This window comes from Paenibacillus mellifer, assembly GCF_023195895.1.
GTDB classification, from domain to species: domain Bacteria; phylum Bacillota; class Bacilli; order Paenibacillales; family Paenibacillaceae; genus Fontibacillus; species Fontibacillus mellifer.
On record NZ_JALPRK010000006.1, the window covers coordinates 194,781 to 218,674 of the forward strand.

22 protein-coding genes are annotated in these 23,894 nt (G+C 53.6%); 17 read left to right on the forward strand and 5 right to left on the reverse strand.

The genetic code is table 11. The annotated features are described in order from the left end of the window. Positions 1–19: 19 nt before the first annotated feature. Positions 20–619 carry a helix-turn-helix transcriptional regulator gene (locus M0651_RS09230; protein WP_282577839.1) on the reverse strand — a complete coding sequence of 200 codons (600 nt, stop codon included), beginning with the start codon at positions 617–619 and terminating at the stop codon, positions 20–22. Positions 620–755: 136 nt separating this feature from the next. On the opposite strand from M0651_RS09230, the gene M0651_RS09235 reads away from it, so the two are divergent. After that, complete coding sequence (locus M0651_RS09235; protein WP_248551558.1) at positions 756–1,334, forward strand: NAD(P)H-dependent oxidoreductase; 579 nt, start codon at positions 756–758, stop codon at positions 1,332–1,334. Positions 1,335–1,388: 54 nt separating this feature from the next. On the opposite strand, the gene M0651_RS09240 is transcribed toward M0651_RS09235, so the two are convergent. After that, positions 1,389–2,063, reverse strand: a complete 675-nt coding sequence (locus M0651_RS09240) for a PspA/IM30 family protein (RefSeq protein ID WP_155607457.1) — start codon at positions 2,061–2,063, stop codon at positions 1,389–1,391. A gap of 46 nt (positions 2,064–2,109) precedes the next feature. Next, positions 2,110–2,334 (reverse strand): PspC domain-containing protein, encoded by a 225-nt coding sequence (locus M0651_RS09245; protein WP_248551559.1) that lies wholly within the window; start codon positions 2,332–2,334, stop codon positions 2,110–2,112. A gap of 323 nt (positions 2,335–2,657) precedes the next feature. Between M0651_RS09245 and M0651_RS09250 the strand changes: the two genes are divergently transcribed. The 10 genes from M0651_RS09250 to M0651_RS09295 all read left to right on the forward strand — a co-directional run bounded on the left by M0651_RS09250 (position 2,658) and on the right by M0651_RS09295 (position 14,856). Further along, positions 2,658–4,457 (forward strand): cache domain-containing sensor histidine kinase, encoded by a 1,800-nt coding sequence (locus tag M0651_RS09250; RefSeq protein ID WP_248551560.1) that lies wholly within the window; start codon positions 2,658–2,660, stop codon positions 4,455–4,457. Next, positions 4,450–6,027: a response regulator transcription factor gene (locus M0651_RS09255; protein WP_248551561.1), complete on the forward strand. Its 1,578-nt coding sequence runs from the start codon at positions 4,450–4,452 to the stop codon at positions 6,025–6,027. Before M0651_RS09250 ends, M0651_RS09255 begins: the two co-directional genes overlap by 8 nt. Positions 6,028–6,130: 103 nt before the next feature. Further along, the gene (locus tag M0651_RS09260) at positions 6,131–7,486 is read left to right on the forward strand and encodes an ABC transporter substrate-binding protein (RefSeq protein WP_248551562.1); all 1,356 of its coding nucleotides are present in this window, start codon (positions 6,131–6,133) and stop codon (positions 7,484–7,486) included. Between the two features lie 83 nt (positions 7,487–7,569). Next, on the forward strand, positions 7,570–8,520 hold the full coding sequence (locus M0651_RS09265) for a carbohydrate ABC transporter permease (RefSeq protein ID WP_248551563.1): 951 nt from the start codon (positions 7,570–7,572) through the stop codon (positions 8,518–8,520). 5 nt (positions 8,521–8,525) lie between these two features. Continuing rightward, the gene (locus M0651_RS09270) at positions 8,526–9,365 is read left to right on the forward strand and encodes a carbohydrate ABC transporter permease (RefSeq protein ID WP_248551564.1); all 840 of its coding nucleotides are present in this window, start codon (positions 8,526–8,528) and stop codon (positions 9,363–9,365) included. 18 nt (positions 9,366–9,383) lie between these two features. Continuing rightward, positions 9,384–10,274 carry a glycoside hydrolase family 43 protein gene (locus M0651_RS09275; RefSeq protein ID WP_248551565.1) on the forward strand — a complete coding sequence of 297 codons (891 nt, stop codon included), beginning with the start codon at positions 9,384–9,386 and terminating at the stop codon, positions 10,272–10,274. A 1-nt stretch (position 10,275) separates the two neighbouring features. After that, positions 10,276–11,937, forward strand: coding sequence for an MGH1-like glycoside hydrolase domain-containing protein (locus M0651_RS09280; protein ID WP_248551566.1), 1,662 nt, complete (start codon positions 10,276–10,278; stop codon positions 11,935–11,937). A 137-nt stretch (positions 11,938–12,074) separates the two neighbouring features. Then, positions 12,075–12,641 (forward strand): flavodoxin family protein, encoded by a 567-nt coding sequence (locus M0651_RS09285; protein ID WP_248551567.1) that lies wholly within the window; start codon positions 12,075–12,077, stop codon positions 12,639–12,641. A 246-nt stretch (positions 12,642–12,887) separates the two neighbouring features. Next, complete coding sequence (locus M0651_RS09290; protein WP_248551568.1) at positions 12,888–13,625, forward strand: glycerophosphodiester phosphodiesterase; 738 nt, start codon at positions 12,888–12,890, stop codon at positions 13,623–13,625. 4 nt (positions 13,626–13,629) lie between these two features. Continuing rightward, positions 13,630–14,856, forward strand: a complete 1,227-nt coding sequence (locus tag M0651_RS09295; protein ID WP_248551569.1) for an SLC45 family MFS transporter — start codon at positions 13,630–13,632, stop codon at positions 14,854–14,856. Positions 14,857–14,932: 76 nt separating this feature from the next. Here the strand turns inward: M0651_RS09295 and M0651_RS09300 are convergent, their stop codons facing one another. Next, positions 14,933–15,673: a YcnI family copper-binding membrane protein gene (locus tag M0651_RS09300; RefSeq protein ID WP_248551570.1), complete on the reverse strand. Its 741-nt coding sequence runs from the start codon at positions 15,671–15,673 to the stop codon at positions 14,933–14,935. A 38-nt stretch (positions 15,674–15,711) separates the two neighbouring features. After that, positions 15,712–17,400, reverse strand: coding sequence for a copper resistance CopC/CopD family protein (locus M0651_RS09305; protein ID WP_248551604.1), 1,689 nt, complete (start codon positions 17,398–17,400; stop codon positions 15,712–15,714). Between the two features lie 320 nt (positions 17,401–17,720). Here M0651_RS09305 and M0651_RS09310 point away from each other — a divergent pair, with 320 nt between their 5' ends. From M0651_RS09310 to M0651_RS09335, 6 genes are all read left to right on the forward strand, one after another. Further along, a complete protein-coding gene (locus tag M0651_RS09310; RefSeq protein WP_248551571.1) occupies positions 17,721–18,695 on the forward strand; it encodes a diaminopimelate dehydrogenase in 975 nt (324 codons plus the stop codon). 465 nt (positions 18,696–19,160) lie between these two features. Continuing rightward, positions 19,161–20,117: a cytochrome aa3 quinol oxidase subunit II gene (qoxA, locus tag M0651_RS09315; protein ID WP_248551572.1), complete on the forward strand. Its 957-nt coding sequence runs from the start codon at positions 19,161–19,163 to the stop codon at positions 20,115–20,117. Between the two features lie 24 nt (positions 20,118–20,141). Then, on the forward strand, positions 20,142–22,115 hold the full coding sequence (qoxB, locus tag M0651_RS09320) for a cytochrome aa3 quinol oxidase subunit I (RefSeq protein WP_248551573.1): 1,974 nt from the start codon (positions 20,142–20,144) through the stop codon (positions 22,113–22,115). Continuing rightward, positions 22,112–22,708 (forward strand): cytochrome aa3 quinol oxidase subunit III, encoded by a 597-nt coding sequence (gene qoxC / locus M0651_RS09325; RefSeq protein WP_248551574.1) that lies wholly within the window; start codon positions 22,112–22,114, stop codon positions 22,706–22,708. The genes qoxB and qoxC overlap by 4 nt, the downstream gene beginning before the upstream one ends. 1 nt (position 22,709) lies before the next feature. Continuing rightward, the gene (qoxD, locus tag M0651_RS09330) at positions 22,710–22,994 is read left to right on the forward strand and encodes a cytochrome aa3 quinol oxidase subunit IV (protein WP_248551575.1); all 285 of its coding nucleotides are present in this window, start codon (positions 22,710–22,712) and stop codon (positions 22,992–22,994) included. Between the two features lie 465 nt (positions 22,995–23,459). Next, entirely contained in the window at positions 23,460–23,828 is a 369-nt protein-coding gene (locus M0651_RS09335) for a metal-sensitive transcriptional regulator (protein ID WP_282577840.1), read from the forward strand. Positions 23,829–23,894 lie beyond the last annotated feature (66 nt).

Here is a 23,894-nt window from a genome sequence, read left to right on the forward strand (position 1 = left end):
GCCAGGATCTTTTTCACGTCTAAACGGTTCTAAGCTCCATCGCCCGGTATTGTCCCGGAGTAAATCCGGTCCATTTCTTGAAGGCATTGTGGAAGGCGCTGGGCTCGGAATAATGCAGTAAATAAGCGATATCGCTGGAGGAATATTCTCGCTGCTTCAGATAGGCTTTGGCCATCTCCATGCGTATGCTCGCCGACAATTGCTGGTAGGAGGTGCCCTCCTCGCTCAGTTTCAATTGCAGCGTTCTTGGACTCATCGCAAACGCCTCCGCCGACTGTTGCAGGCTTGGAAGATAACCGGGCAGGCAGGACAATATCCAGCCGCGGAGCTGGGCGGACCACTGCTTTCCACGGACCAGCTTGTTTTTGATCTCCTCTGCAATTGCCTCAAAGGATTGCCGTAACCTCGGATTGGAATACAACATCGGATATTGCAGGACTTCCCGGTCCATCCGGAAGTAGGCTTCTTCTCCGCCAAACTGGGGTTCAATCCCAAAGATCGCACAATAAGCACGGAGATCCTCAGGAGCGGGATAAGTGAGCTGCAGCTCACGAAGCGGAACAGGCTGCTGGCTCATTCGGAGCAGAAGATGATAAACCGAGCTCACCATATCGTCCAAGCAATAACGGGAGATGGGAAGTGAATGTGACGCAATCGATCATATCTTCGGTTGGATGTTCGCCTTATGCTATAGATACCATACCATGCATCGTAAGCCGATGACACTGAAATTCCAATCGAAGGAGGTCCACCAAATGAATGTCTTGGTTATCAACGGTCACCCTGATCCCGAGGGTTATTGCACCGCATTGGCAGGGGCTTATCGGGATGCCGCCGCATCTCAAGCCAGCGCAAAGGTCCGGGAAATCGACTTAAGTCGAAGTTCCTTTCATCTGAATCTTAAATACGGTTATCGACAAAGAACCGAACTCGAGGATGAACTGAGGGAAGCGCAGGAGCTGATCCGCTGGGCCGATCATCTGGTTTTTGTTTATCCGACGTGGTGGGGGACGATGCCGGCAGTCCTGAAGGGTTTCTTCGACCGCGTCTTCTTACCTGGATTTGCTTACCGACAGCGCCCGGATTCCCTGCTCTGGGATAAACTTCTCAAGGGGAAAACCGCGCATTTGATCGTGACGATGGATACGCCATCCTGGTACAATCGCTGGGTCTATAAACGGGCAGGGCACCGGGTGATGAGAAACAATATTTTGGGTTATTGCGGCATCAAGACGGTGCGCATTACAGAGTTCAACATGGTTTCCTCCTCACAGGAATCTACACGCTTCAAATGGCTGGAAAAAGTGAAAAAACTGGGCTCTGTGCTGGCCTAACCCAAAGAACCGTCCGATGAGATGCAATCGGACGGTTCTCTTTATACCAACGGCTCAGTTATGCCGGTTCGACAATTGCTCCTTCAGGCGTTCAAGCTCTTCGTTAACGGCGGAGGATTGGGTTCCGCCCGCATCCGCGACGCCGGATGCGTTCCCGTAGCTAGCCGAGACTTCCTGCTGAGCTTCCCAGTTCAGGATTTTCTCTTCCATCCGCTCGAAACCTCGAGCCGCCGCGCCGCTTTCGATACCGCGGCTGAAGTTCGGCCGTTCGGCTTCAGCTTTGACCTGGGCTTTGCGGGCCCGGGCGGCTAACTCGTTGCGTTTCTCTTTCAAACGGGCGAATTCCGCTTTGCCTTCTGCAAGGCGAATCTCCAGCTCGGCTACGCGATCGCGGGCTTCCTGAGCTTCCTTGGCGTACTGCTGCGCTTGCTCCTCGTAACGGATTTTCTCCGCGGCAGCGTGGCGTGCCGTAACCTCATCGCCTTGTTCCAAGGCGGTTAGTGCGCGGATTTCGCTTTGTTTGGCGAGATGAGCGATGTCGGTGCTTTTCCGGTCTTGGACGGTGGCTGTCATTTGCTGCTCCTTGATCATTTTCTCGGCGGCGGCAATGTCGTCTTCCAGGTTGCGTAAGTATTGGCCGGTCATCAGAACCGGGTCCTCCAATTTGTTTAATACCTCGTGAATTGAAGCTTTCGCCAGATTGGCAATGCGATCAAATACGCTACTCATTCGAATCTCTCCTTTAGGTTCAATAATGGTTGCAATACGTTACAGATCAAAACGGGGAAAACGGATCATCGTAGCTGTAGCTGGCGATCGGCTCCTTCGGAACGACCAGGCTGGCGATCAGGTACAAGGCGACGACCGAACCAACGCTGAAGAATACGGCGATAACGGCCACCAGCCGCACGACCGTGGAGTCAACCCCCAGCCACTGGGCCAGGCCGCCGCACAGGCCGCTTACTTGCTTATCCGTTGCTGAACGATACAGTTTTCTCATGATAACCACTCGCTTTCATTTATTTGTACATGTCACAGGATCATTGGGGTCAAGGCTTCAAGGCTTTGATTTAACGAATTCATATCCGTTGTTCATGTCTTCATTCTACCGAGATTAGCGTCAGGACATAACGGGCTGGGGACGGTTTGTGAACTGGACCTTGGTCGGGCCAGTTCCTCGTCTCGAAGTCGGGGCAGCGGCTTGAACACCAGAGAACTCCAGGCAGGTACGATGAAAAAAGGCTTGACGCAATGCCTATGTAAGCGCTTATTGCGAGAATCGGCCGATTTGGTTATAGTGTTGTGCATAAGGGAGGGGCGTCGATGTTTTTTTCGTTGCGCAATCGGCTGATTGCTGTATTTGTCGTCTTATTGGTCATATCCTTTTGTGTCATGTTCCTGATCAGCTATAACAAATCCAGTGCGATCCTGCGTTCCGACAGCGAAACGGCGGCGTTGGAGAAAATGACAGCCTACACCGCACTGATCAACTCTACGATCGGCCAAATCTATGACTTCTCCTCTGTAATCTATAACAGCGAGATTACGAATGAATGGAGCGAATTCGTCTCCGATCCGAACCCCTCCGACGGCCAGAAAATGTTGAAGAACATTCAGCTCAGCAAGTTTCTGACGCGTACAGTGAATAACTATTCGATCATCGCCACCGCTTCGATTTATCGCAAAGACGGGCTTTATGTTGGTCTGGACAACCGGATTCTGCAGGACCCATCGTTTTTGGAGGCGGACTGGTATACCCGTTTCTATGAGTCGGAGCAGCATTGGGCTCCGGCGGGCGTCGACCCGTTTGAGCCGGTGCGCTTGAAGCAGCATGAAGTAATCAGCTTCCTGATCCCGATCGGGACGTTTAGCATCTCGCAAGCCACCGCCGTTATGAAGGTGAACGTCCGTGCGGAATACTTCAAGGATCCGCTAAGTCAGGTCCATCTCGGGACGCACGGCACGATCTTCCTGCTCAGCGGCGAAGGCGAACCCCTGCTAGGTCAGCCGTTGTCGGATTTCGGCGAGCCTGTCCTGAACAAACTGGGGGAGATCCGGGAGCGGGGGCCGCGGGAGGGCGTTTTTTACGCCAAACCTCAAGGGGAAGACATGATCTATGTGTACAAAAAATTGCAATTTAACGATTGGATGCTGGTGGGTGCGGTTTCCGAAAAAGAGCTGCTGGCCAATCTCATCAATTTGAAATCGGGTATCTTGGTGGCAACCGGGACGTTGCTGGTGTTCGCCGTCCTTGCGGCCGTCTGGATTTCCTACAGCATTACCAAACCGCTGGGCGGCTTGGTGGCGGCGATGCGGCTTGTTCAGCGCGGGGAGTTTGCCCAGGCAGAGCAGCGGATCCCCGAGCGGTTGCAGGTGAACCATGAGGTCGGGTTTGTAACGGTCACGTTCCGCAACATGATCGTGCGGTTGCGCGCCCATTTGAAGAGCGAATTTGAATTGAAGCTGCGACGGCAACAGGCGGAATACCGGGCGCTGCTGATGCAGATCAATCCGCATTTTCTATTCAACACGCTGGAGCTTCTCAGCAGTCTGGTGATTCAGCGGCGGACGGATGATGCCGTCGATGTCATTGAATCGCTGGGCAAGATGCTGCGCTTCTCGCTGAATGCAAAAAGCGATTTGATCCCGCTGCGCGACGAGGTGACGTATACTGAATCTTTTGCGGCCATTTTGAACCATCGGTTCGCCGAGCAGTTGGATTTGACGATGGAGAACGCCGTACCGGATCGTCCGGTTTATATCGTGAAGTTTATTTTGCAACCGCTCGTCGAAAATGCGGTCAAATACAGCCAAGTCAAAAGCGACGTCGCCGTTGTGCGCATCCGGATCTGGGAAGAGGAACAACGTTTGTTCTTGCAGGTGGCCGACAATGGGATGGGGATGGAGCCGGAACTGGTGCGGCAGTTAAACGAGGAGTACCAGCATTCGCAGTTGGAGCAGGTATTAAGCACCGGTGGAAGACAGATCGGCCTCCGGAACATTTTGGCGCGCTGTGCACTTTATTATGGGGCCGGCTTTGAGTTTTCGATCCAATCCGCGCCGGGAGAAGGGACAACCATCACGCTGAGTTTGCCGATTGGGGAGGGGAATGCCGATGTATAACGTGTTGTTGGTTGATGATGAACGGGAAATACGCCAAGGTTTAAGGCTGAAGATCGATTGGCAGCAGTTGGGTTTACAGATCGTCGGGGAGGCAGGGAACGGCCAAGAGGCGCTGGAGTGGCTCCAAACCGGAGACTGTGACATCCTCATTACCGATATGCGGATGCCGATCATGGACGGGGTGGAGCTGCTCGAAAGCTGCTCCCGGAAATATCCCGCCATTCGTCTCATTGTGCTGACGGGATACGATGATTTTCAATACGCGCATGCAGCGATCAAGAATAGGGCCAGTGATCTGCTGTTAAAGCCGGTTTCGCGAAGCGAGCTCGCCGAAGCGTTAACCCGGGTCGCCTCCGAGCTGGAGCGGGAGCGTTCGGCGCAGGAGGAACGCAAGCTGGCCGAATGGAAGTTGTCACGCTATCTGGAGGAAATGAAGGAGCAATTTATCAACAGCGTCATCAAGGCTTATCCAGGCGGCAGTCATTTATGGCAAGAACGGATTCGGTTGTATGGCTTGAGCGAGCTGGCCGTACAGCCGGTGCGTTTTGTGGCGATCGGCTTGACACCGCTTGAGACCCCGGACGAATCGGGTCTTCGCCTGCCGTTCGAACTGTTGTGCCGGGAACTCGCCGGCACGACCGAGACGGGACCCGGAATTCCGGTATTTCGGGAAGCGAAGCATCCCGATTTGCTGTTTGCTATCGTGCCGGGCGATCTGGAGGCCGTGCAGCGCTTCTCCATCCAGGTGACCGACATCGTCCGCCGCTACTTAAAGCGGGAGGCTCTCGTTATCGCGGGCGAACCCACACAGGGTCTTGAGGCCTGGCGGGAAGGGTATCTTTCCGCCGTCCTGGCCTGGTACATGGGGCAACATGCGCTGCAACCCGAGGGCGAGCTCACGCGGGGCCCGGCGGATCCGGCCCAGCTGGCGATGCAGGATAAGCTGAAGCTGCTGCAACGGCATTTGGCTGACGGCCGTAAGGAGGCGTTCGAGAAGCTGGTTGAAGAGGAGCTCACCAAAGCCCTTGCCTTCTCGCATCCGCAGTTCGTGAAGTTGATTTTTCAATGTTGCTTGTCCATTGAATTAGCTGCGGATACTCTAGGATTCGCGCTGCGAGACAAGGATGAGATCTGGATCGATCCGGAATGGGTATGGGGGCTTGGCACCGTCCCTAAAGCCTGCCACTTCCTTTACGGGCTGGCCGACCCGCTATTTACCTTAAAGAAGGGCTGCGGCACCCGAGAAGAACCTTCTATCGTGGAAGCGATGAAAGATATGATCGAGCTGAACTATATGAATGATCTCAATTTGTCGCAAATCGCGGAGCAATATCACTATAACCTTTCTTATTTGTCCGACCTGTTTAAGACGAAAACCGGCAAATCCTTTCTCCAATATCTGACCGATGTTCGCATGAACAAAGCGGTGCAACTGCTCGATGAGACGCCGCTTGCCTTAAGCGATATCGCGGAGCTGACGGGCTTCTCCAATGCCAGCTATTTCAGCACGAGGTTCAAGAAGGTGTTCGGCATCAGTCCCTCGGAGCACCGACAATCAGACAAAAGCTAAAAAAAGTATAAGTGCAATGTCCAAAGAAAGTGGATTCTTCTCCTCCTTTGTATGCGCTACCATTTAACCAGAAAGGCCATTAAGCATAAGGGGGAAGGTATAGATGAAGAAGACCAAGGCGATGTTGTTGGCTAGTTTACTTCTCGTAACCGCCATCTTGGTTTCGGCATGCGGGTCCGGTAACAACAATGCGGGCAGCGCAACGACCGGGAATTCAAACCAGCCGTCCGAGGCGGGGAACACCTCCAGCGAAGAGCAAGTTGAGCTTCGCGTCATGTGGTGGGGGGACCAAACTCGGGCTGACATCACAACGGCCATGCTGAAGAAGTTCGAAGAGAAGCACCCGAACATCAAAGTGGTTCCTGAGTTTTCTCCTTTTGACGGATATTTCGATAAGCTGAATACGCAGCTCGCTTCGGGTACAGCGCCGGACCTGTTTACATTAGGGAGCAACATCTTGGAATATGCAACGCGTAATGTGCTGCTTGACATCAATTCGTACGTCGGCAATGAAGTCGATACGAGCAAGATTTCACCGCAGCTCATCAACATGAATACCTTTGACGGCAAGCTGCAGGGGATTTCGATTGGTGCGAACTCCACAGCAATCCTGGCCAACACGGCGCTGTTCGAGAAAGCCGGACTAACGATGCCGACGAAGGATTGGACCTGGGACGATTTTATCAAAATCAATGAACAAATCGCCGCTACAGGCAAGGGCATCTACGGGTCTTACGATTATTCCGGGGAGATGGACCAGTTTGGCGTGTATCTGACTCAACGTGACAAGATGATCTACAATGAGCCCGAACAGAAGCTGGGCTTCGAGGCCGCGGACGTGGCCGAGTGGTTTACCCTCTGGGAAGGCATGCGCAAAGCCGGTAGCATTGTAACGCCGGAGCTGCAAATTTCGGCTGATCCGGACGATACGAGTATGTCCCTGGTCACGAAAGGCCAAGTGGCCATGCAGTTTATTCCGACCAACCAGTTTGCTGATTTTCAGAAAATGTCCCAGGATAAGCTGACCCTGATCCCGGTTCCGATGGGGCCTAACGGAAGTATGATCTCCGTCCAATCGAGCCAGAACATCGTTGGTTATGCGAATACCAAACATCCGAAGGAAGTCGCCATGCTGATGGACTTCTGGGTCAACGATCCGGATGCTGCCAAGATCCTCGGCAATAACCGCGGTGTACCGGTATCCTCGGAAATGCGGGCGGTCCTGAAGGCAGAAGCCTCCGAAACGGATAAAGTCGTTTACGATTACCTGGATATCGTAGCCGTTGATGACGTAGATTTGCTGTACAACGTTCCGGGATCAAACGAATTCAAGCAGGAGCTGCTGAAAGCCAGCCAGAACGTCGCTTTCGGACGCATGGATATTGCGAAGGCCGCAGAAGAGTTCTACGCACAGGGACTTAAGATCTTGCAGTTGAACTTGAGCTCAACGACAAAATAACAGGTCTGTCACAAGGAGAGGGGGATCCGTTTGGTTCCCCTTTTTCTGAACCTGAGGATAGATTGATTCGGAGGTGCCTACTTATGAATTCAGTGACAGGCGTGGCGACCCAAGCAAGCGTGAAACGGAAGCAACGTCGATCCTTGAAACGGAACATGACGGGATATTTGTTTTTGCTCCCTTGGTTGATCGGATTTTTTTGCATGGCGATCGGGCCGATTCTGGCTTCGCTGTATTTGTCCTTTACGAACTATAACATGTTGAAATCCCCCGATTGGATCGGGCTTCATAACTTTACGGAGATGTTTGCCGGCGATGCCACGTTTACGCATTCGTTGAAATTGACGTTCCAGTATGTATTCCTTTCGGTCCCTTTGCGGCTGGTGTTTGCATTGGCCGTCGCGATGATCTTGAATAAAGGGTTACGGCTGCTGGGGTTGTACCGGACCGTTTATTATATCCCTTCGTTGCTTGGGGGGAGCGTCGCGATTGCCGTCGTTTGGAAAAAAATCTTCTCAGGTGATGGGTTGTTTAACCGGTTCCTCGAAATTTTTCATATTGACGCCCCCGATTGGGTGGCGAATCCGAGCTACATCATTTATTCCATCGTTGCGCTGTCGGTTTGGCAGTTCGGCTCCTCCATGGTGATCTTCCTGGCCGGTCTGAAGCAAATCCCTGGCGAAATCTACGAGGCCGCCGCGGTCGACGGGGTCAGCCGGACACGTCAGTTTATGCGGATTACGCTGCCGTTGCTGTCACCGGTCATCCTGTTTAACCTGGTCATGAACATGATCGGCTCGTTTCAGGTGTTTACCTCCGGGTACATCATCGGGGACGGGCACGGCGGGCCGATTGACTCGACGATGTTTTACTCTCTGTACTTGTACTTGAAGGGATTCTCGTATTTTAACATGGGTTACGCTTCGGCTATGGCTTGGGTGATGCTGGTCATTATCGGCATCTTTACGGCGATCGTATTCGCCTCCTCCAAGTATTGGGTTTATTACGGTGATGGCAAGGACGAAAGGGGCTGAGAGAGATGGTGTTGAGGCTAAGCTTAAGCAAATTGTGGAGACATGGGGTGGTGATCGTGATCGGTATGATCATGATTTACCCGGTGCTTTGGATGATCAGCAGCTCGTTCAAGCCAAACGCGGAAATCTTCTCGGACCTGGGGTTGTGGCCGGACTCCTTCACGTTGTCCAATTATGTAAACGGATGGCGGGGGATTCAAGGGTATTCGTTTGGGCATTTCCTGATCAACTCATTTATTATCGCGGCACTGGCGGTAATCGGCAATGTCATCTCCTGCTCGTTGGCAGCCTTTGCCTTCGCGCGTTTGAATTTCGTCGGTCAGAAATTCTGGTTCAGCATGATGTTAATGACGTTGATGCTGCCGTTTCAGGTCACGCTTATTCCGCAGTATATTCTGTTCCATACGTTCGGATGGGTGAATACGTTCCTGCCGCTGGTCGTGCCGAAGTTTTTTGCGCTGGATGCGTTCTTCGTGCTGTTGATGGTGCAGTTTATTCGCGGTTTACCGTTGGAGCTGGACGAAAGCGCACGAATTGACGGCTGCGGGCCGTTGCAAATTTATCTGCGAATCATCATGCCGCTTTGCGTGCCGGCGGTCATTACGACGTCGATCTTCACGTTCTATTGGACATGGGACGACTTCTTCGGGCAAATGATTTACCTGAACAGTCCAAAGTTGTTTACGGTGATGATCGGCCTCCGTTCGCTGATCGACTCCACCAGCACATCCAACTGGGGCTCGCTGATGGCGATGTCGACCGTAGCGGTCGCGCCGGTGATCGTGATTTTCCTGATCTTCCAGCGTTATATCGTCGAGGGGATCTCCACGACGGGGCTGAAGTAAGGATAGGGGGGAAATCAAATGACTTTAGCATTATCGGACATCCATCTTCGGGATCCATTCGTCCTGCCGGTGCCGGCGGAAGGGAAATATTATCTGTACGGAACGATTGGAGAGACGTGCTGGAAAGGGAAGCCGCGCGGGTTCGACGTCTACGTGAGTACGGACCTGACGGCATGGGAAGGCCCGCACCCGGCGTTCCGGCCGGACCCGGATTTCTGGTCGGACTTCAACTACTGGGCGCCGGAGGTGCACGAGTGGCAAGGCCGTTATTACATGTTCGCCACTTTCAAGGCGGACGGCCGGTGCCGGGGCACGCAAACGTTGGTCGCGGATAGCCCGCTTGGCCCGTTCCGTCCGCTTGGCGACGGGCCGTTGACTCCGCGAGACTGGGAGTGCCTGGACGGAACGTTTTATGTTGATCGGCATGGAGAGCCTTGGATGGTCTTCTGCCATGAATGGGTTCAAGTGCAGGACGGGGAGATTTGCGCCGTGCGCTTGAGCCGCGAGCTAGATCGGCCAGTGTCCGAGCCGGTGCTGCTGTTCCGGGCCTCCGAGGCGCCATGGGCCGAGGGGATTCGCGGCGGGGCCAATTATGTCACGGATGGTCCGTTCCTTTACCGTGCCGGAACCGGCGAGTTGTTGCTGCTCTGGTCCAGCTTCAGCGACGGCGGCTATACGATCGGCTGCGCTCGCCAGGCTGAAGGCGATATCAATGGACCTTGGGTGCAGGACGCTGAACCGCTGTACAAGCGAGACGGCGGACACGGAATGGTATTCTGCACGCTCCAAGGGGAGCTGCGGCTGGCGATCCATACGCCGAATGACAGCCCGAATGAGCGTCCGATCTTCATTCCGGTGGAGGAGCGGGACGGACATTTAAGCGCGTTTCCGAAAGAAGAGGTGATGTGAGGTGGGCGATACGGGGGTGTTAGAGCGGCTTCGCAAGCTGGATCTGCGGTCGACTGTAAGCGGAGCCGGGCTGCGCAAGAACACGGATCAAGCCGTGCTGGAGGAGTTTGCCGCCTCGGGCGTCAAATTTGCAGCAAGCGAGGGGAGCCCGCTGGAGATCGTCTATTACGCGGGCGTGAGAAAGCTGCTCGATTGCATCGTGCCTTCGGTGAGCGGTGTGCCGGTGCTGCATGAAGGCGGCGTATACCTCGGCACCTGGTTGGAAAGCACCGGCACGATAAATGCCGAGATGCTCAGTCGGTTCGTGCCATCGGTGGCGCAGGCAAGCTTTGCCTTGTTCGCCGACTACCAACGATCCGATGGCCTTATGCCGTATAAGGTGACCGGAGCGGGGCCGGCGTACCGGCAAATTCAAATGGTCACGCCGCTGGCCCGTTCCGTATGGAACCATTATCGGCTGAATGGCCGGTCGGATCGGGCGTTCCTGGATAAGATGTACCGTGCCATGGAGCGGCATGACGCCTGGTTGGCCGCGTTCCGTGATACGCGGGGGACGGGTTGCGTCGAGGCGTTTTGCACGTTTGATACGGGTCATGATCTATCCCCGCGCTTCTGGCATGTACCGGATACGCCGCATTTAGGCGATCCGCGTCGGTACGATCCGGATTCGCCGGTGCTGCCGCTCTTGGCGCCGGACCTGACGGCTAATGTATATTGCCAGCGACTGCATTTATCGGACATCGCCGCGGAGCTCGGGATGGCCTCCGGCATGGATTGGGCGACGAAGGCCGAGGAGAGCTTGTCCAGCCTGATGCGACATTGCTTTGATACGGAAGACGAATTCTTCTACGACGTGGATGCGAGCGGACAGTTTGTCCGTATCCAGTCCGACGTGCTGCTGCGTGTGTTGGCCTGCGAGGTAGGAGACGGGGCGTTTTTCGCTTCGTCATTACGCCGATATTTATTGAACTCACGAAAGTTCTATGCCAAATATCCGTTCACTTCGATTGCGATGGACGATCCGCGATTTGACCCGTCGTCGGCTTATAACACCTGGGCGGGAACAACGAATTTTCTCAGCCTGATCCGCGCGCCGCACGCGTTCGAACACCACGGCCGGCATGTGGAGTTGACATGGGTGCTGCAGCCGATTCTATCGGCGATGGTCCGCATGCAGCGGTTCTCGCAGTGCCTGAGTCCTTGGACCGGAGAAGAAGGCTTTACGGAGACTTACTCCCCAGCAATTTTGTGCCTGCTCGACTACGTGGAGAGATTGTGCGGCATCTTGCCAACACCGGAGGAGGAGCTGTGGTTTACCGGACTGCTGCCTTATCCGATGGATCACGGCGAAGTGCCGGCGGAGGAAACCGCCTACGCCCGGACAGTGAATGGAACGGCATTCGAGCTAGTCAATACACGTGAAGGCAGTACGGTTTACCGGAATGGGGAGCTCTACTGCCGGTTTCCGTACGGAACCCGCCTTGTCACTAACCGCAGCGGTGAGCCCAAGTCATTGGTTGGGATGAGCGTTCGAACGGTAGACGGCCTGCTGGAGTTCGGAGGCCGGGTTTATCCGATCAGCCTCGGCGGAAATGAGGTATGGTCAATGGAGCGGAACGGCTCTGTATCCGGTCCTGACGTTGTTCTGCCAACTCATCACTAGACAACCCCCTGCACGTTTCGCGAAAAAACGCCATAAACTTTTTAAGATTGGCATATAATGTGGTGCCCGTCGTATAACAATAAGTAGGCGTTATTTCGGGAAAGTTTCGCTAGAGAATTCGGAAAGGGAGTGCAGGGATGCGCATCGCAGTCATTCAGGGGAGTGCAAGGAACGGAGGAAACACGGAAGAACTGACGCGGTTGGTATTAGAGGGTATACCCTATACGAATATCGTTCTGCGTGAGAAAGAAATTAAACCGATTCGCGATCAACGGCACGACGAGGGCGGCTTTGATCCGGTAGATGACGATTACGACGATCTGATCCTGCAGGTGTTGGAGCATGATATTCTGATCTTCGCCACGCCGGTATATTGGTACGGAGCATCGGGTCTAATGAAAAACTTCATCGATCGCTGGTCACAAAGCCTTCGCGATGTGCGTTTTAATTTTAAGGAACAGATGGCGGCCAAAACCGCTTACGCCGTCGTGGTAGGCGGCGATAATCCTCGGATCAAAGCGCTGCCGCTCATTCAGCAGCTGCAGTATACATTTGATTTCGTCGGTCTGCCGTTTTCCGGTTACGTGATCGGGAAGGGGAGCAAACCGGGCGAGGTGCTCAAAGACGCCAGAGCCGTCCGCGACGCTGCGACGCTAAATGCCGAGCTGCGCAAAGCCGAGCCGGTGGCGGTGAATCGCTCCTGACGGGAAGAAGGTGGCTCATTGGGGTTACTTGGTGAATAGGTGACGTGCCGCTGCATTTGCAGCGGCACGTATTTTTCTTTACCTGATCGTCAGGATCCTCTATTTCTGAACGAAAGGGATAATCATGAAAGAGGCGAAAAGGGCCATAAATCACGAAGCTTTTTTTATACAGGCCTAACAATGCAGGATTATAGTTGGGGGATGGATAATATTAATTTTAAATAAATCCCTAGGAGGATGATCCTATTGAACGATATTATCAATTTCGCGCATCGCGGGGCGGCGGGGCATTACCCGGAGAACACGATGCTGTCTTTTGCCAAAGCCCTTGAATTAGGGGCGACCGGCATCGAAACGGACGTGCAGATGACACGCGATGGGAAACTCGTGCTGATTCATGACGAAACGCTGCAGCGGACGGCAGGGACGCCGGAATGGGTGAAGGATTTAACCTTGGCCGAAATCAAAGAGAGAGAAGCGGGCTCTTGGTTCCACGAAGACTTCGCAGGCGAACGTATTCCGACGCTGGAGGAGCTGCTGGACCTGGTGCGCAGTACGGATACGATCGTCAACCTTGAGCTGAAAACCGGCGTCGTGTTGTACCCAGGCATTGAGCAGAAGGTATTGGATACGGTGCGCCGCTATGACCTAAGCGAACGGATCATCATTTCCAGTTTCAATCATTACTCCCTTGTGGAATGCAAAAGATTGGCTCCAGACATCCGTACAGGCATTCTGTACATGGAAGGTTTATACGAGCCATGGGATTATGCGAAGCGGGTTGGCGCGGAGGCACTTCATGCCTACCAATACGCGCTGACACCGGAGCTGGTGGCCCTCGCCAAAGCCAACGGAGTGGTCTACCACCCGTTTACCGTAAACGATCCGAAATTAATGCAAGCCCTAATAACTGCAGGTGTGGCCGGCATCATTACCGATTATCCGGATCGCTTAGCGGGACTGCTGGCGAAACAAGGAGTGTGAGCGGATGAAAAAAACATGGCTGCTGGGACTAGGTTTTTTCAGCATTAGCTTGACCTGGGCGCTGTATAATGCGTTTGTTCCGCTGTTTTTGGACGACTATTTAAAGAGCGCCGCCATGATCGGGTTTATGATGACGATCGATAACTACTTCGCCATTGTATTGCAGCCATGGATTGGACACCGCAGCGATAAGACGATTACCCGGTACGGACGGCGGATGCCTTATCTGATGTTCGGCATGCCGCTGGGCGCCGTGTTTGCGACGCTGATTCCGTGGCATACCGGATTCGTGACCCTGATATTGTTTATGGTATTAATGAATTTGTCGATGAGCTTGTTCCGGGCGCCGACGGTCGCGCTGATGCCGGATATCACGCCGGAGCCGCAGCGGACCAAAGCCAACGGCGTAATCAACTTCATGGGCGGCATCGGCTCGGTGCTGGCCTTCGGGATCGGTTCTCAGCTCTATGGTATCGGTTCCTATGTACCGTTTCTGTTTGCCGGGGTCGTGATGATCATTTGCTTGCTGGTGTTAAAGACGGTCATTCGCGAACCGGCCGCTTTAGGGTTGGGGTTGGCAGGACAAGCAATGGCGAACGAGGAACCGAAGCCGCAGATTCGAATTAAGGACCAACTGGACAAGACGACCGTGTTGATTTTAGCGGCAATTTTCTTCTGGTTTGTGGCCTATCAAGGCGTTGAGGCATTGTTCACGCTGTACGGAACGAAACAGGTCGGCATGAGTGATGCCGAAGCCTCGTTTTCGTTGACGTTCTTTTCGCTTGCGTTCCTGTTGTTCGCCCTGCCGAGCGGCTGGTTGGGGGCGCGGTACGGGAAGAAGAGGATCATTTCGATTGGGGTTGCCGGATTGTTCGTTATTTTCGGCGCAATGATCTTCGTTGATTCCGTTCTGTGGCTGCGGGTGCTGCTGATTGTCGGGGGCATCTTCTGGGCGTGCATCAACATCAACTCGTACCCCTGGGTCGTCGCCACCGGGCGGGAGGAGAGCATCGGAACACGCACAGGGATCTATTACTTCGTATCCTCCTTGGCTGCGATTACGTCGCCCCCGCTGCTCGGCTGGCTGATCGACGTGTTCGGCTACCCGGCGTTGTTTATCAGTGCGTCGGCCGGGATGCTGCTGGCGCTGGGCTGCCTGCTTATTGTTCCCCGGGAACGGCAGAGAGTAGGCCAAGACCCGTTCGACCAAACTCCAGTCGGCATGAAGTAAATCGATATTGCTAAGGAAAAAAGCAGCGGAATCTCGGAACGCGACGAAGCGTCAGAGAAAACCGCTGCTTTTTGAATTAAGCGGCCTTGCGTCTGCCGCGCAGAGCCAGCCCTAAAGCGAGGAGTGCAACGAGCAGGGCGCAAGCCCCAAGCACGATGGCTGTGGTTGCCGCAGAGGAGCTGCCGCTTGACGAGGCGGGGGCGGAGGCTTCGGTGGCTGCGTCGGGACCGGTCGCTTCCGTGCGGTCGGCCGTGGCAGCCGTATTAGCGCTGCTGTGATCATGCCCGGCGGCAGTCGGATCATTCTGCCCGGCGCTCTCTGCGGCGCTGACGACCGTCAGCGAATGCGGCCGATCGTCCCCTTCCGCCCCGGTCCATTCCACCACGCTGCCGTCGCTGTAATATTGGAAGGCGTCCCAAGCCAGTTCCGCGTCATCGCTGGGATTCTGTGCGACGAATTCAAACTGCTGGAATTCCCCGGGGCCGATCCCGTCACCTTCGGAAGTCCAGGTGACGGCAGTGACAGTACCATCTTCCGCTGTTGTCAGCTCCACGATCCATTCGGGTAACGGACGGTACTGCTTAAAGGCGAGACCTTCCGGGATTTTGAGCGCGACTTTGACGGTGTTGATGTCTTTCTCGACGGGCACTTTGAGGCTGTAAGTTTCCCAGGCGCCAGGGGCGGACTGGCTTGGTTTCACGGTAACGTGTGCGTCGGCCAATCCGGAGAAGAAGGTGAATGATAGAAGCCAAACGATTGCGGAGCCGGCAGCGTAACGCCAAAACCGGGTTCCGAAAAAACGAGTTGTATTGAACATAGATATTGTCTCCTTTAATATAGGGTTGTTACCCTTTTTTATGGACTTCCTACCGTCAGCTCGGCATCGTAATCGTAACTTTCCAGCGATTCCGTCAGAATATGGACATGCACGTTCCAACGGCCGTCCATCGTGATGAGCTCGCGGACTTCTGACGGTGAACTACCGGGGAAGACGATTTCCGTCGTCCCCATATCCATTTCCTTTGAGGTTAGGGTAAGCGTTACTTGTTCCACGTCGCTGCGGGGTTGTCCGTCCAACCCGTGAACGTTCACCTGAAAGAGGTTGGTGCCTACGGCGTTTGGAGTTACTCGAATCGTTACTCTTGTGCCGTCATCCAGTTGTTTCGTCCATGCAGCGGGCCCCGGAGAAGCCGCCGCCGTCGGTAGGTTTGCCAGGACAGCAGCTAATACAAGCACCGCCAGGCCGGCTCCAAATTCGGCCCATACCCCGGCGTTCAGCGGTTTTCCTGCCCGTCGTCCGCGTAAGAAGGACCAACCTCCCAGCAGCAGGCAGATCAGGGTTAGGGCGATCTTCGCCAGCAGTACGCGACCATATGTCGTATGTGTCAGCGAGTACAGGGTCGGCACATGCAGCAGGCTGCTATAAACGCCAGATGCCAGCAGGAGGGCCACCATGAAGAAGGCAAGTATCGAGAATCGCCGGACCGTCTGCCAATAGAGCTGCTTATGCAGCGGCTCGGACGGACGAGTCTCATCCTTAGCGGCCTGTTGAGCTGCCGCCGGAAGCAAGAACGCTACCGCACCAACGCCGCCAAGCCAGATTAATGAGGCGGACAGGTGCAGAAAATCCGCGGTAACGGCGAGACCCTTCAGCTCGGCGGTGGCGGCATGTCCGATGAAGGCCTTGGAGAGCAGCAGCCCCAGGCCAAAGAGCATCGCACCGGCGAGCGGCAAGAGACGTGGACGGGTTGGGCGACTGGCGTGCAGAAGGAACAGCGTCCACAAGAGCCAACCTCCAAGCAGTAGAAGCTGAACCTTCCAGATCTCCCCGAAAGTCGTATAAACCAACGTTTGCCGCCAAAGACCGGGGTCGAAAGCTTCTCTCCATCCGCCGCCGGCATCGCTGGCCGTTTGCTGAGGCAAACTAAGCAGGATGCCGGAGAAGGCGGCGATCAAGCCGGTAAGCCATACGGTTCGGCTGCGCTGCCTCAAGCGGTTGGACCAGGTGTTGTCTGGGCGAGGGAGAAGCCAGCCATGAAATACGACAGCTCCAAGATAACCAGCCATACCGCCGTAAAATAGCCAGCGAACCAGCAGCAGGCTCCAGTCCGGGAGAGAGTTGCCCCCATCGGTGGACGGGTGATCCGGGAAGATTTCGTTCGAAGCTCCCTTCCCGATTTGGAAGGGAATCGTTCCGGAGATGGCGTGTCCGTCTCCGGATACAACGTTCCATTTGGCCGAATACAGCCCGTCCGGTAAGTTTGGTTGCAAGGGGGCGGTCAATCGGGAGGGCTTATTCGGGTCGATCCGTGACTCCCCGTCCGCCACATTATCTCCGTTAGGCCCGATGACGACAAGTTCATGGAAGCCAGCTTCAATGGGCTCGTTAAATTCGATCGCAAATTCAACGGGCGAAGTGTCCAATACTTCGTTCGCCCCTGGATTCGAAGAGACCACATAAGCATGGGCAAAAGCGGGAGCAGGAGCCAGAGCAAGGACAACGGCACATACCGCCGCAATCAAAATCCATTTACATCGCAGCATTTTCAATTAGGTTCAGCCTCGATTCAGAATGATCAATGAACTTTCTCACAATGATTAACATTTTACAATGATTAATCAGGGGCGGGTATGACTAGAATGGGCTATATCATGCCTCAATCCCTGTTAAATTGTGTCTGATTTGTGAAATACCGAAACCGAGATTTGCATAAATTACAGGTTGATTTGCACAAAACTACATATTTTTTGAACTAAAAGACTAACTTTACATGTTAACTATTTAAAAAGTAATGAGGGTAAATTACAATGGGGGTTAGTCCATAGCTTAAGACGGGTTTGACCATAATGAAGGAGGATATAAAGTGGCATCAATTAACGTAGGCATCGTAGGTTACGGGAATCTGGGGCGCGGCGTGGAACTGGCGCTGAAGCAAAATCCGGATTTCCAGCTTAAAGCGATTTTCTCACGCAGACAACCGGACGAGGTGGCGTCGGCGAGAGGCGTAGTTCACATCTCCGAGATCGAAAAATATAAGGGCGACATCGATGTGTTGATTTTATGCGGCGGGTCGGCTACGGATTTGCCAGAGCAGGGGCCGCAGCTGGCAGCCATGTTCAATACCGTCGATAGCTTTGATACACATGCGAAAATTCCGGAATACTTCGCGAAAGTGAACGAAGTGGCCGAGAAAGCAGGCACGGTCAGCGTGATATCGACCGGTTGGGATCCGGGTTTATTCTCGTTGAACCGACTGCTGGCCGAATCTGTGCTGCCGGAAGGGAATGACTACACGTTCTGGGGCAAAGGCGTTAGCCAAGGGCACTCCGATGCGATTCGCCGCGTGGCGGGCGTGAAGAATGGCGTTCAGTATACGATTCCGGTGGAAGCGGCGGTCGAGCGCGTGCGTCAAGGTGAAAATCCGGAGTTGTCTACGCGCGAGAAGCATCTGCGCGAATGTTTCGTGGTTGCGGAAGAAGGGGCGGATCTGGCGAAGATTGAGCATGAGATCAAGTCGATGCCAAACTACTTCTCGGATTACGACACAACCGTACACTTCATCAGTGAAGAAGAGTTGAAGGCGAACCACTCCGCGATGCCGCATGGCGGTATGGTGCTGCGCAGCGGTCGGACCGGCGAGAACAGCACGCAGCTGATTGAATTTAGATTGAAGCTGGATAGCAATCCTGAATTTACAGCCAGCGTACTGGTGGCTTACGCCCGCGCGGCGTACAAGCTGTCGCAAGCCGGTCAGTCGGGAGCGAAGACCGTCTTCGATATTCCGTTTGGCTTGCTGTCGCCGAAATCGCCGGAGCAGTTGCGGAAAGAACTGCTGTAGTGCTAGATGAAGAGGTTGTCCTGAGGGCAGAGGTTGCCGCTAGGGAGCAACCTCTTTTTTTATATCGGCCAAAATGTCATAGAAATGTCGCAAATCCCTTTGGCGAAAAAGGAAAGATCATGCATGGTGAAGCAAATCGCAGCAATACCTTTTGTGAATATGATCACATATATCGGATTTAATATGACAATTCTGCGAACTCTGATGGAGAAGAGACGCATTGTGAACAATTATCAAAATCGCCAAATTTGACGGATATTGGCCGTAAATCACCGCTAATCAACTTTCGTAGAGGTGTATAGGACAAAAATCACATTATTCACTGTAATAAATTTACATATATAACAATCTCTATGAATTGTTATTCAATCGCCCCTTTCCTAACATGAAAGTAACTGATCGAACGAAGCTATCCTCCAAGCTAGGGGATGGCGTTCATAATGAAGAAAGGGGTATCGGTATCCTATGAAAAGGAAAGGGTTGCTACTCGCTTTATTCTCGGCCCTTCTTGTCCTCCTGACCGGTTGTAACCAACTGGCGGTGTTGAATCCGAAAGGTCCGGTGGCCAAGACCCAATCGCAAGTCATCATTTTTTCTATTTTAACGATGGCGATTATTTTGCTGGTCGTTTACACGCTTTACATTTACATGTTAACGAAATATCGCGCCTCCAAAGCGGCTCCAGACTATGAACCGCCGCATGTTGAAGGCAGCAAATGGCTGGAAATCACTTGGATTACGATTCCAATCATTATCGTGGCCGTCCTTTCGGTCGTGACCGTGCGCAGTACTGCAGCTGTAGAAAAGGTGCCTGAAGGTTACGAGGATCAAAAACCACTTGTGATTTACGCGGCCTCGTCCAACTGGAAATGGCATTTTAGCTATCCGGAGGAAGGCATCGAAACCGTGAATTACGTGAACTTACCGACGAACCGTCCGGTCGAGTTCCGGCTGTATTCGTTCGGACCGATTACGAGCTTCTGGGTTCCGCAGCTGGCGGGACAGAAATATGCGATGAGCGATATGGTCAATACGCTGAACATCGTTGCCGAACATGAAGGCTCTTATATGGGCAAGAACTCTAACTTCTCGGGTGAGGGCTTCGCGCATATGGAATTCGAAGCGCTGGCCATGACGCCGTCCGAATATGACGACTGGGTTAAAGAAGTGAAGGACACCGCTTCTGAACTGACCGAACCGGAGTTTGACAAATTACTGGAGACCGCGCATGTCGGCCGCCAAACGTATACTTCGACCCATCTAGAGTTCCGCCCTGCACCGGAAGGGGAGAATGCCGGCCATCATCATGGCGGCGAGAACGGAGCAGCAGAGGAGTCCGAGCAGACACAGATGGATCATTCTACGATGGACCATTCCGATATGGACATGACGGAATCCAGCGATCACGAAGCTCATAACTAGTCAACGAGAAGGGAGAAGCTTAACATGAAATGGGACGAATTTTTCGTCACGGGTGAGCCGATGATTTACGGCGCGATGGTTAGTATCGTGGTCGTCTCGTTGGCGATTCTCATCGGACTAACCTATTTTAAAAAATGGGGCTGGCTGTGGCGCGAATGGTTGACGACTGTCGACCACAAGCGAATCGGCATCATGTATATTATTGCAGCATTGATCATGTTATTCCGCGGCGGCGTAGATGCGCTGCTTATGCGGGCTCAGCTGGCGATTCCGGAGAACGGATTGCTGGACGCGCAGCACTATAACGAAATTTTTACGACACACGGGGTCATTATGATCCTGTTTATGGCGATGCCATTTGTCGTCGGTTTGATGAACGTAGTCATTCCGCTGCAAATCGGCGCACGCGACGTTGCGTTTCCGCGACTGAACGCCGTCAGCTTCTGGTTGTTCTTCGCCGGAGCGATGCTGTTTAACATCTCCTTCGTCATCGGGGGCTCCCCGGATGCTGGATGGACGGCGTACTTCCCGCTGGCAAGCATCGAGTTCAGCCCAACGGTGGGCAACAACTACTACTCGATCGCCATCCAGATTGCGGGGATCGGGACCCTGATGACGGCAGTGAACTTCCTGGTGACCATTCTGAAGATGCGTGCACCGGGGATGAAACTGATGAAAATGCCGATGTTTACCTGGTCGGTGCTCATTACGAACGTCATTATCTTGTTTGCGTTCCCGGTACTGACCGTGGCGCTGGCGCTGATGATGTTCGACCGGCTGTTCGGCACGCAGTTCTTTACGATGGCCAACGGCGGGATGGATATGCTCTGGGCCAACCTGTTCTGGGTATGGGGACATCCGGAGGTTTACATCGTGATTTTGCCGGCCTTCGGGATTTACAGTGAAGTCATTTCGACCTTCTCGCGCAAAAACCTGTATGGTTATAAATCCATGGTATGGAGTATGATCATCATTTCCCTGCTGTCGTTTGTCGTATGGGCGCATCACTTCTATACGATGGGACACGGCGTGATGGTCAACGGGATCTTCTCGATCACGACGATGGCGATTGCCGTTCCGACCGGGGTCAAGATCTTCAACTGGCTATTTACACTGCAAAAAGGGCGCATTGAATTTACAACGCCGATGCTGTATTCTCTTGCCTTTATTCCGATCTTTACAATCGGCGGGGTGACGGGGGTTATGCTGGCGATGGCGAGCGCCGATTATCAGTACCATAATACGATGTTCCTGGTTGCGCATTTCCACTATGTGCTAATTCCGGGGACGGTCTTCGCGGTTATCGCCGGGTTCTACTACTGGTTCCCGAAACTGTTCGGCTTCCGGCTGAACGACCGCCAAGGCAAACTGGCCTTCTGGATTATCGCAATTAGCTTTAACGTTACATTCTTGCCGTTATTCTTCCTCGGCTTGAAAGGGATGACTCGGCGGATGTACACCTACTCGGAAAGCACGGGCTTTGGTCCGCTGAACCTGATCGCTTCGATCGGGGCCGTGGGGCTCGCCATCGGGTTTATCGTTCTGGTGTACAACATCTATTGGAGCTTCCGTTATGCAGAACGGGATACTACCGGGGATCCGTGGAATGCACGTACGCTGGAATGGAGCACGCATTCTCCGGTTCCGGAATACAACTTCGCGGTCGTACCGAAGGTTGATTCGCTGGATGCGTTCTGGGAATCGAAGAAAAGCGGAAAACCGCTGTTTACGGATAAAATCGAAGAGATTCATATGCCAAACAACAGTGGTCAACCGTTTATCTTGGGCATGATTTTCATGTTCTTCGGATTCTTTATGGTCTTTAGCTGGTGGGTACCGGCGATCATTGCGGGCCTGGGAATTGTTGTCATGCTGGCGGTACGTTCGTTCGAACGCGACCACGGGCGTCACATTCCGGTCAGTGAAATTATCAAAACCGAGAAGGCTTTGTCTAGTCGGATGGATACGGATGCAGGATTGCGGGGTGAACACGCATGAAAGTAGATCATACTTTGCCTTTGGAATATCAAACGGAAGAGAACAGTAACCGGGTCCTCGGGTTCTGGCTGTTCCTGGGCGCAGAAATCGTACTCTTCGCCACACTGTTCTCGGTGTATCTGACTCTGTGGAATCGAACCGGAAGCGGGCCGAACGGAGCGGAGATCTTTGAAATCGGACCGGTTCTGGGTGAAACGTTCCTGTTGCTGACCAGCAGCTTTACCTGCGGGCTGGCGGTACACAGTATGCGTCTTGGGCTGAAAAAACCGTTTATGGCTTTCTTCGGCATCACATTGCTGATGGGCCTCGGGTTCCTCGGCATCGAAATTACCGAGTTTGTCACGTACGTTCATGAAGACGCAACGATCCAAACGAGCGCATTTCTGTCGAGCTTGTTCGTCCTGCTTGGCACGCACGGCGCCCACGTGACGATGGGTCTGCTGTGGGGCGGCGGGCTGATGATTCAGGTGAAACGCGAAGGATTTACCCATGATACGGCGAATAAATCGTTTATTTTCTCGCTGTACTGGCACTTCCTCGACGTCGTCTGGATCTTCATCTTCAGCTTCGTATACTTGAAAGGACTGATGTGACATGAAAAAACTGTTCCCGATTCAGCACGTTATGGGATATGTGTTCTCACTGATCCTTTCTGCCGTAGCGCTGTCTGTGGTTTTCTGGGATATGTCGGTTGGCGTCGGCATGACGATCCTGCTGGTCTGCGCGGCCATTCAGATGTCGGTTCAGCTCTTCCTGTTCATGCACATCGGCGAGAACCGCAGCAAAGGCGCGTTGTATGCCAACCTCGTATACGCCTTGTTCGTTGGGCTGGTTACCGTGTTCGGTACCTTGCTGACGATGATCTGGGGTTATCAGTAAGAGCATAGTTCGTGTTAGGAGAAACCCGTTGTCACGTCATCGTGGCAGCGGGTTTTTTGGCGTTGGCGGGGTACGCTAGGTACAAAGATTGGCTTTATCCAAGGTGGGAGTAATACCGTTATCGAGCGGTCGGTGGACTGACAAGGGAGGGGGGAATGACCCATGACCCGACAGTGCTCTAACGGACCGTAGAGCCGTTATTATACGTCCACAAGCATCATTTGTGCGCTAACGGACACCACGGCCGTTATTTTGCGATACCCGCGTTGGAGAGGTCTCTTTTCTGCCCAATAAGGTCTGCTCGGTCCATTAGCACGGGAAATGAGGCGGGAAATGACAAATAAGGTCTCTGGTGTCCGTTACGTTTCGAAAAAAGTTTTCTCAGAACTACTTTACATACCCCATGGGGGTATATTATAATGAGCTTACCACAGCAAACCACGCTGGTTTAGAAAGGAGAGACGTATGGCGAAAGTTGAGGGGCATGAACATCCGACGTCTGCGCACTGCGAGGAGCATTGCGAAGGACATCACGTAACGGAGAATGGCAAGCTAGTGCGGCACAGCCACCATTCGGAAGCGATGAAGAGCAATCTGACCAGCCGATTGAACCGGATTGAAGGGCAAATCCGCGGAATCAAAGGGCTGATTGAGAGAGATACTTACTGTGACGATGTGCTGAATCAGATCGCCGCCGTGCAATCCGCGCTGAACAGTGTGGGTCGGCTGCTGCTGGAGGGACATATGAAGAGCTGTGTGATCGAACGAATTCAAGCGGGTGAGACAGAAGTGCTCGACGAGCTGCTGGTCACGGTCAACAAGCTCATGAAATAACAGCGGAACCCCCGGGGGGTACGCTGCAAGGTTAGGCCATTATTGATATCATAGGAGGAACTAACG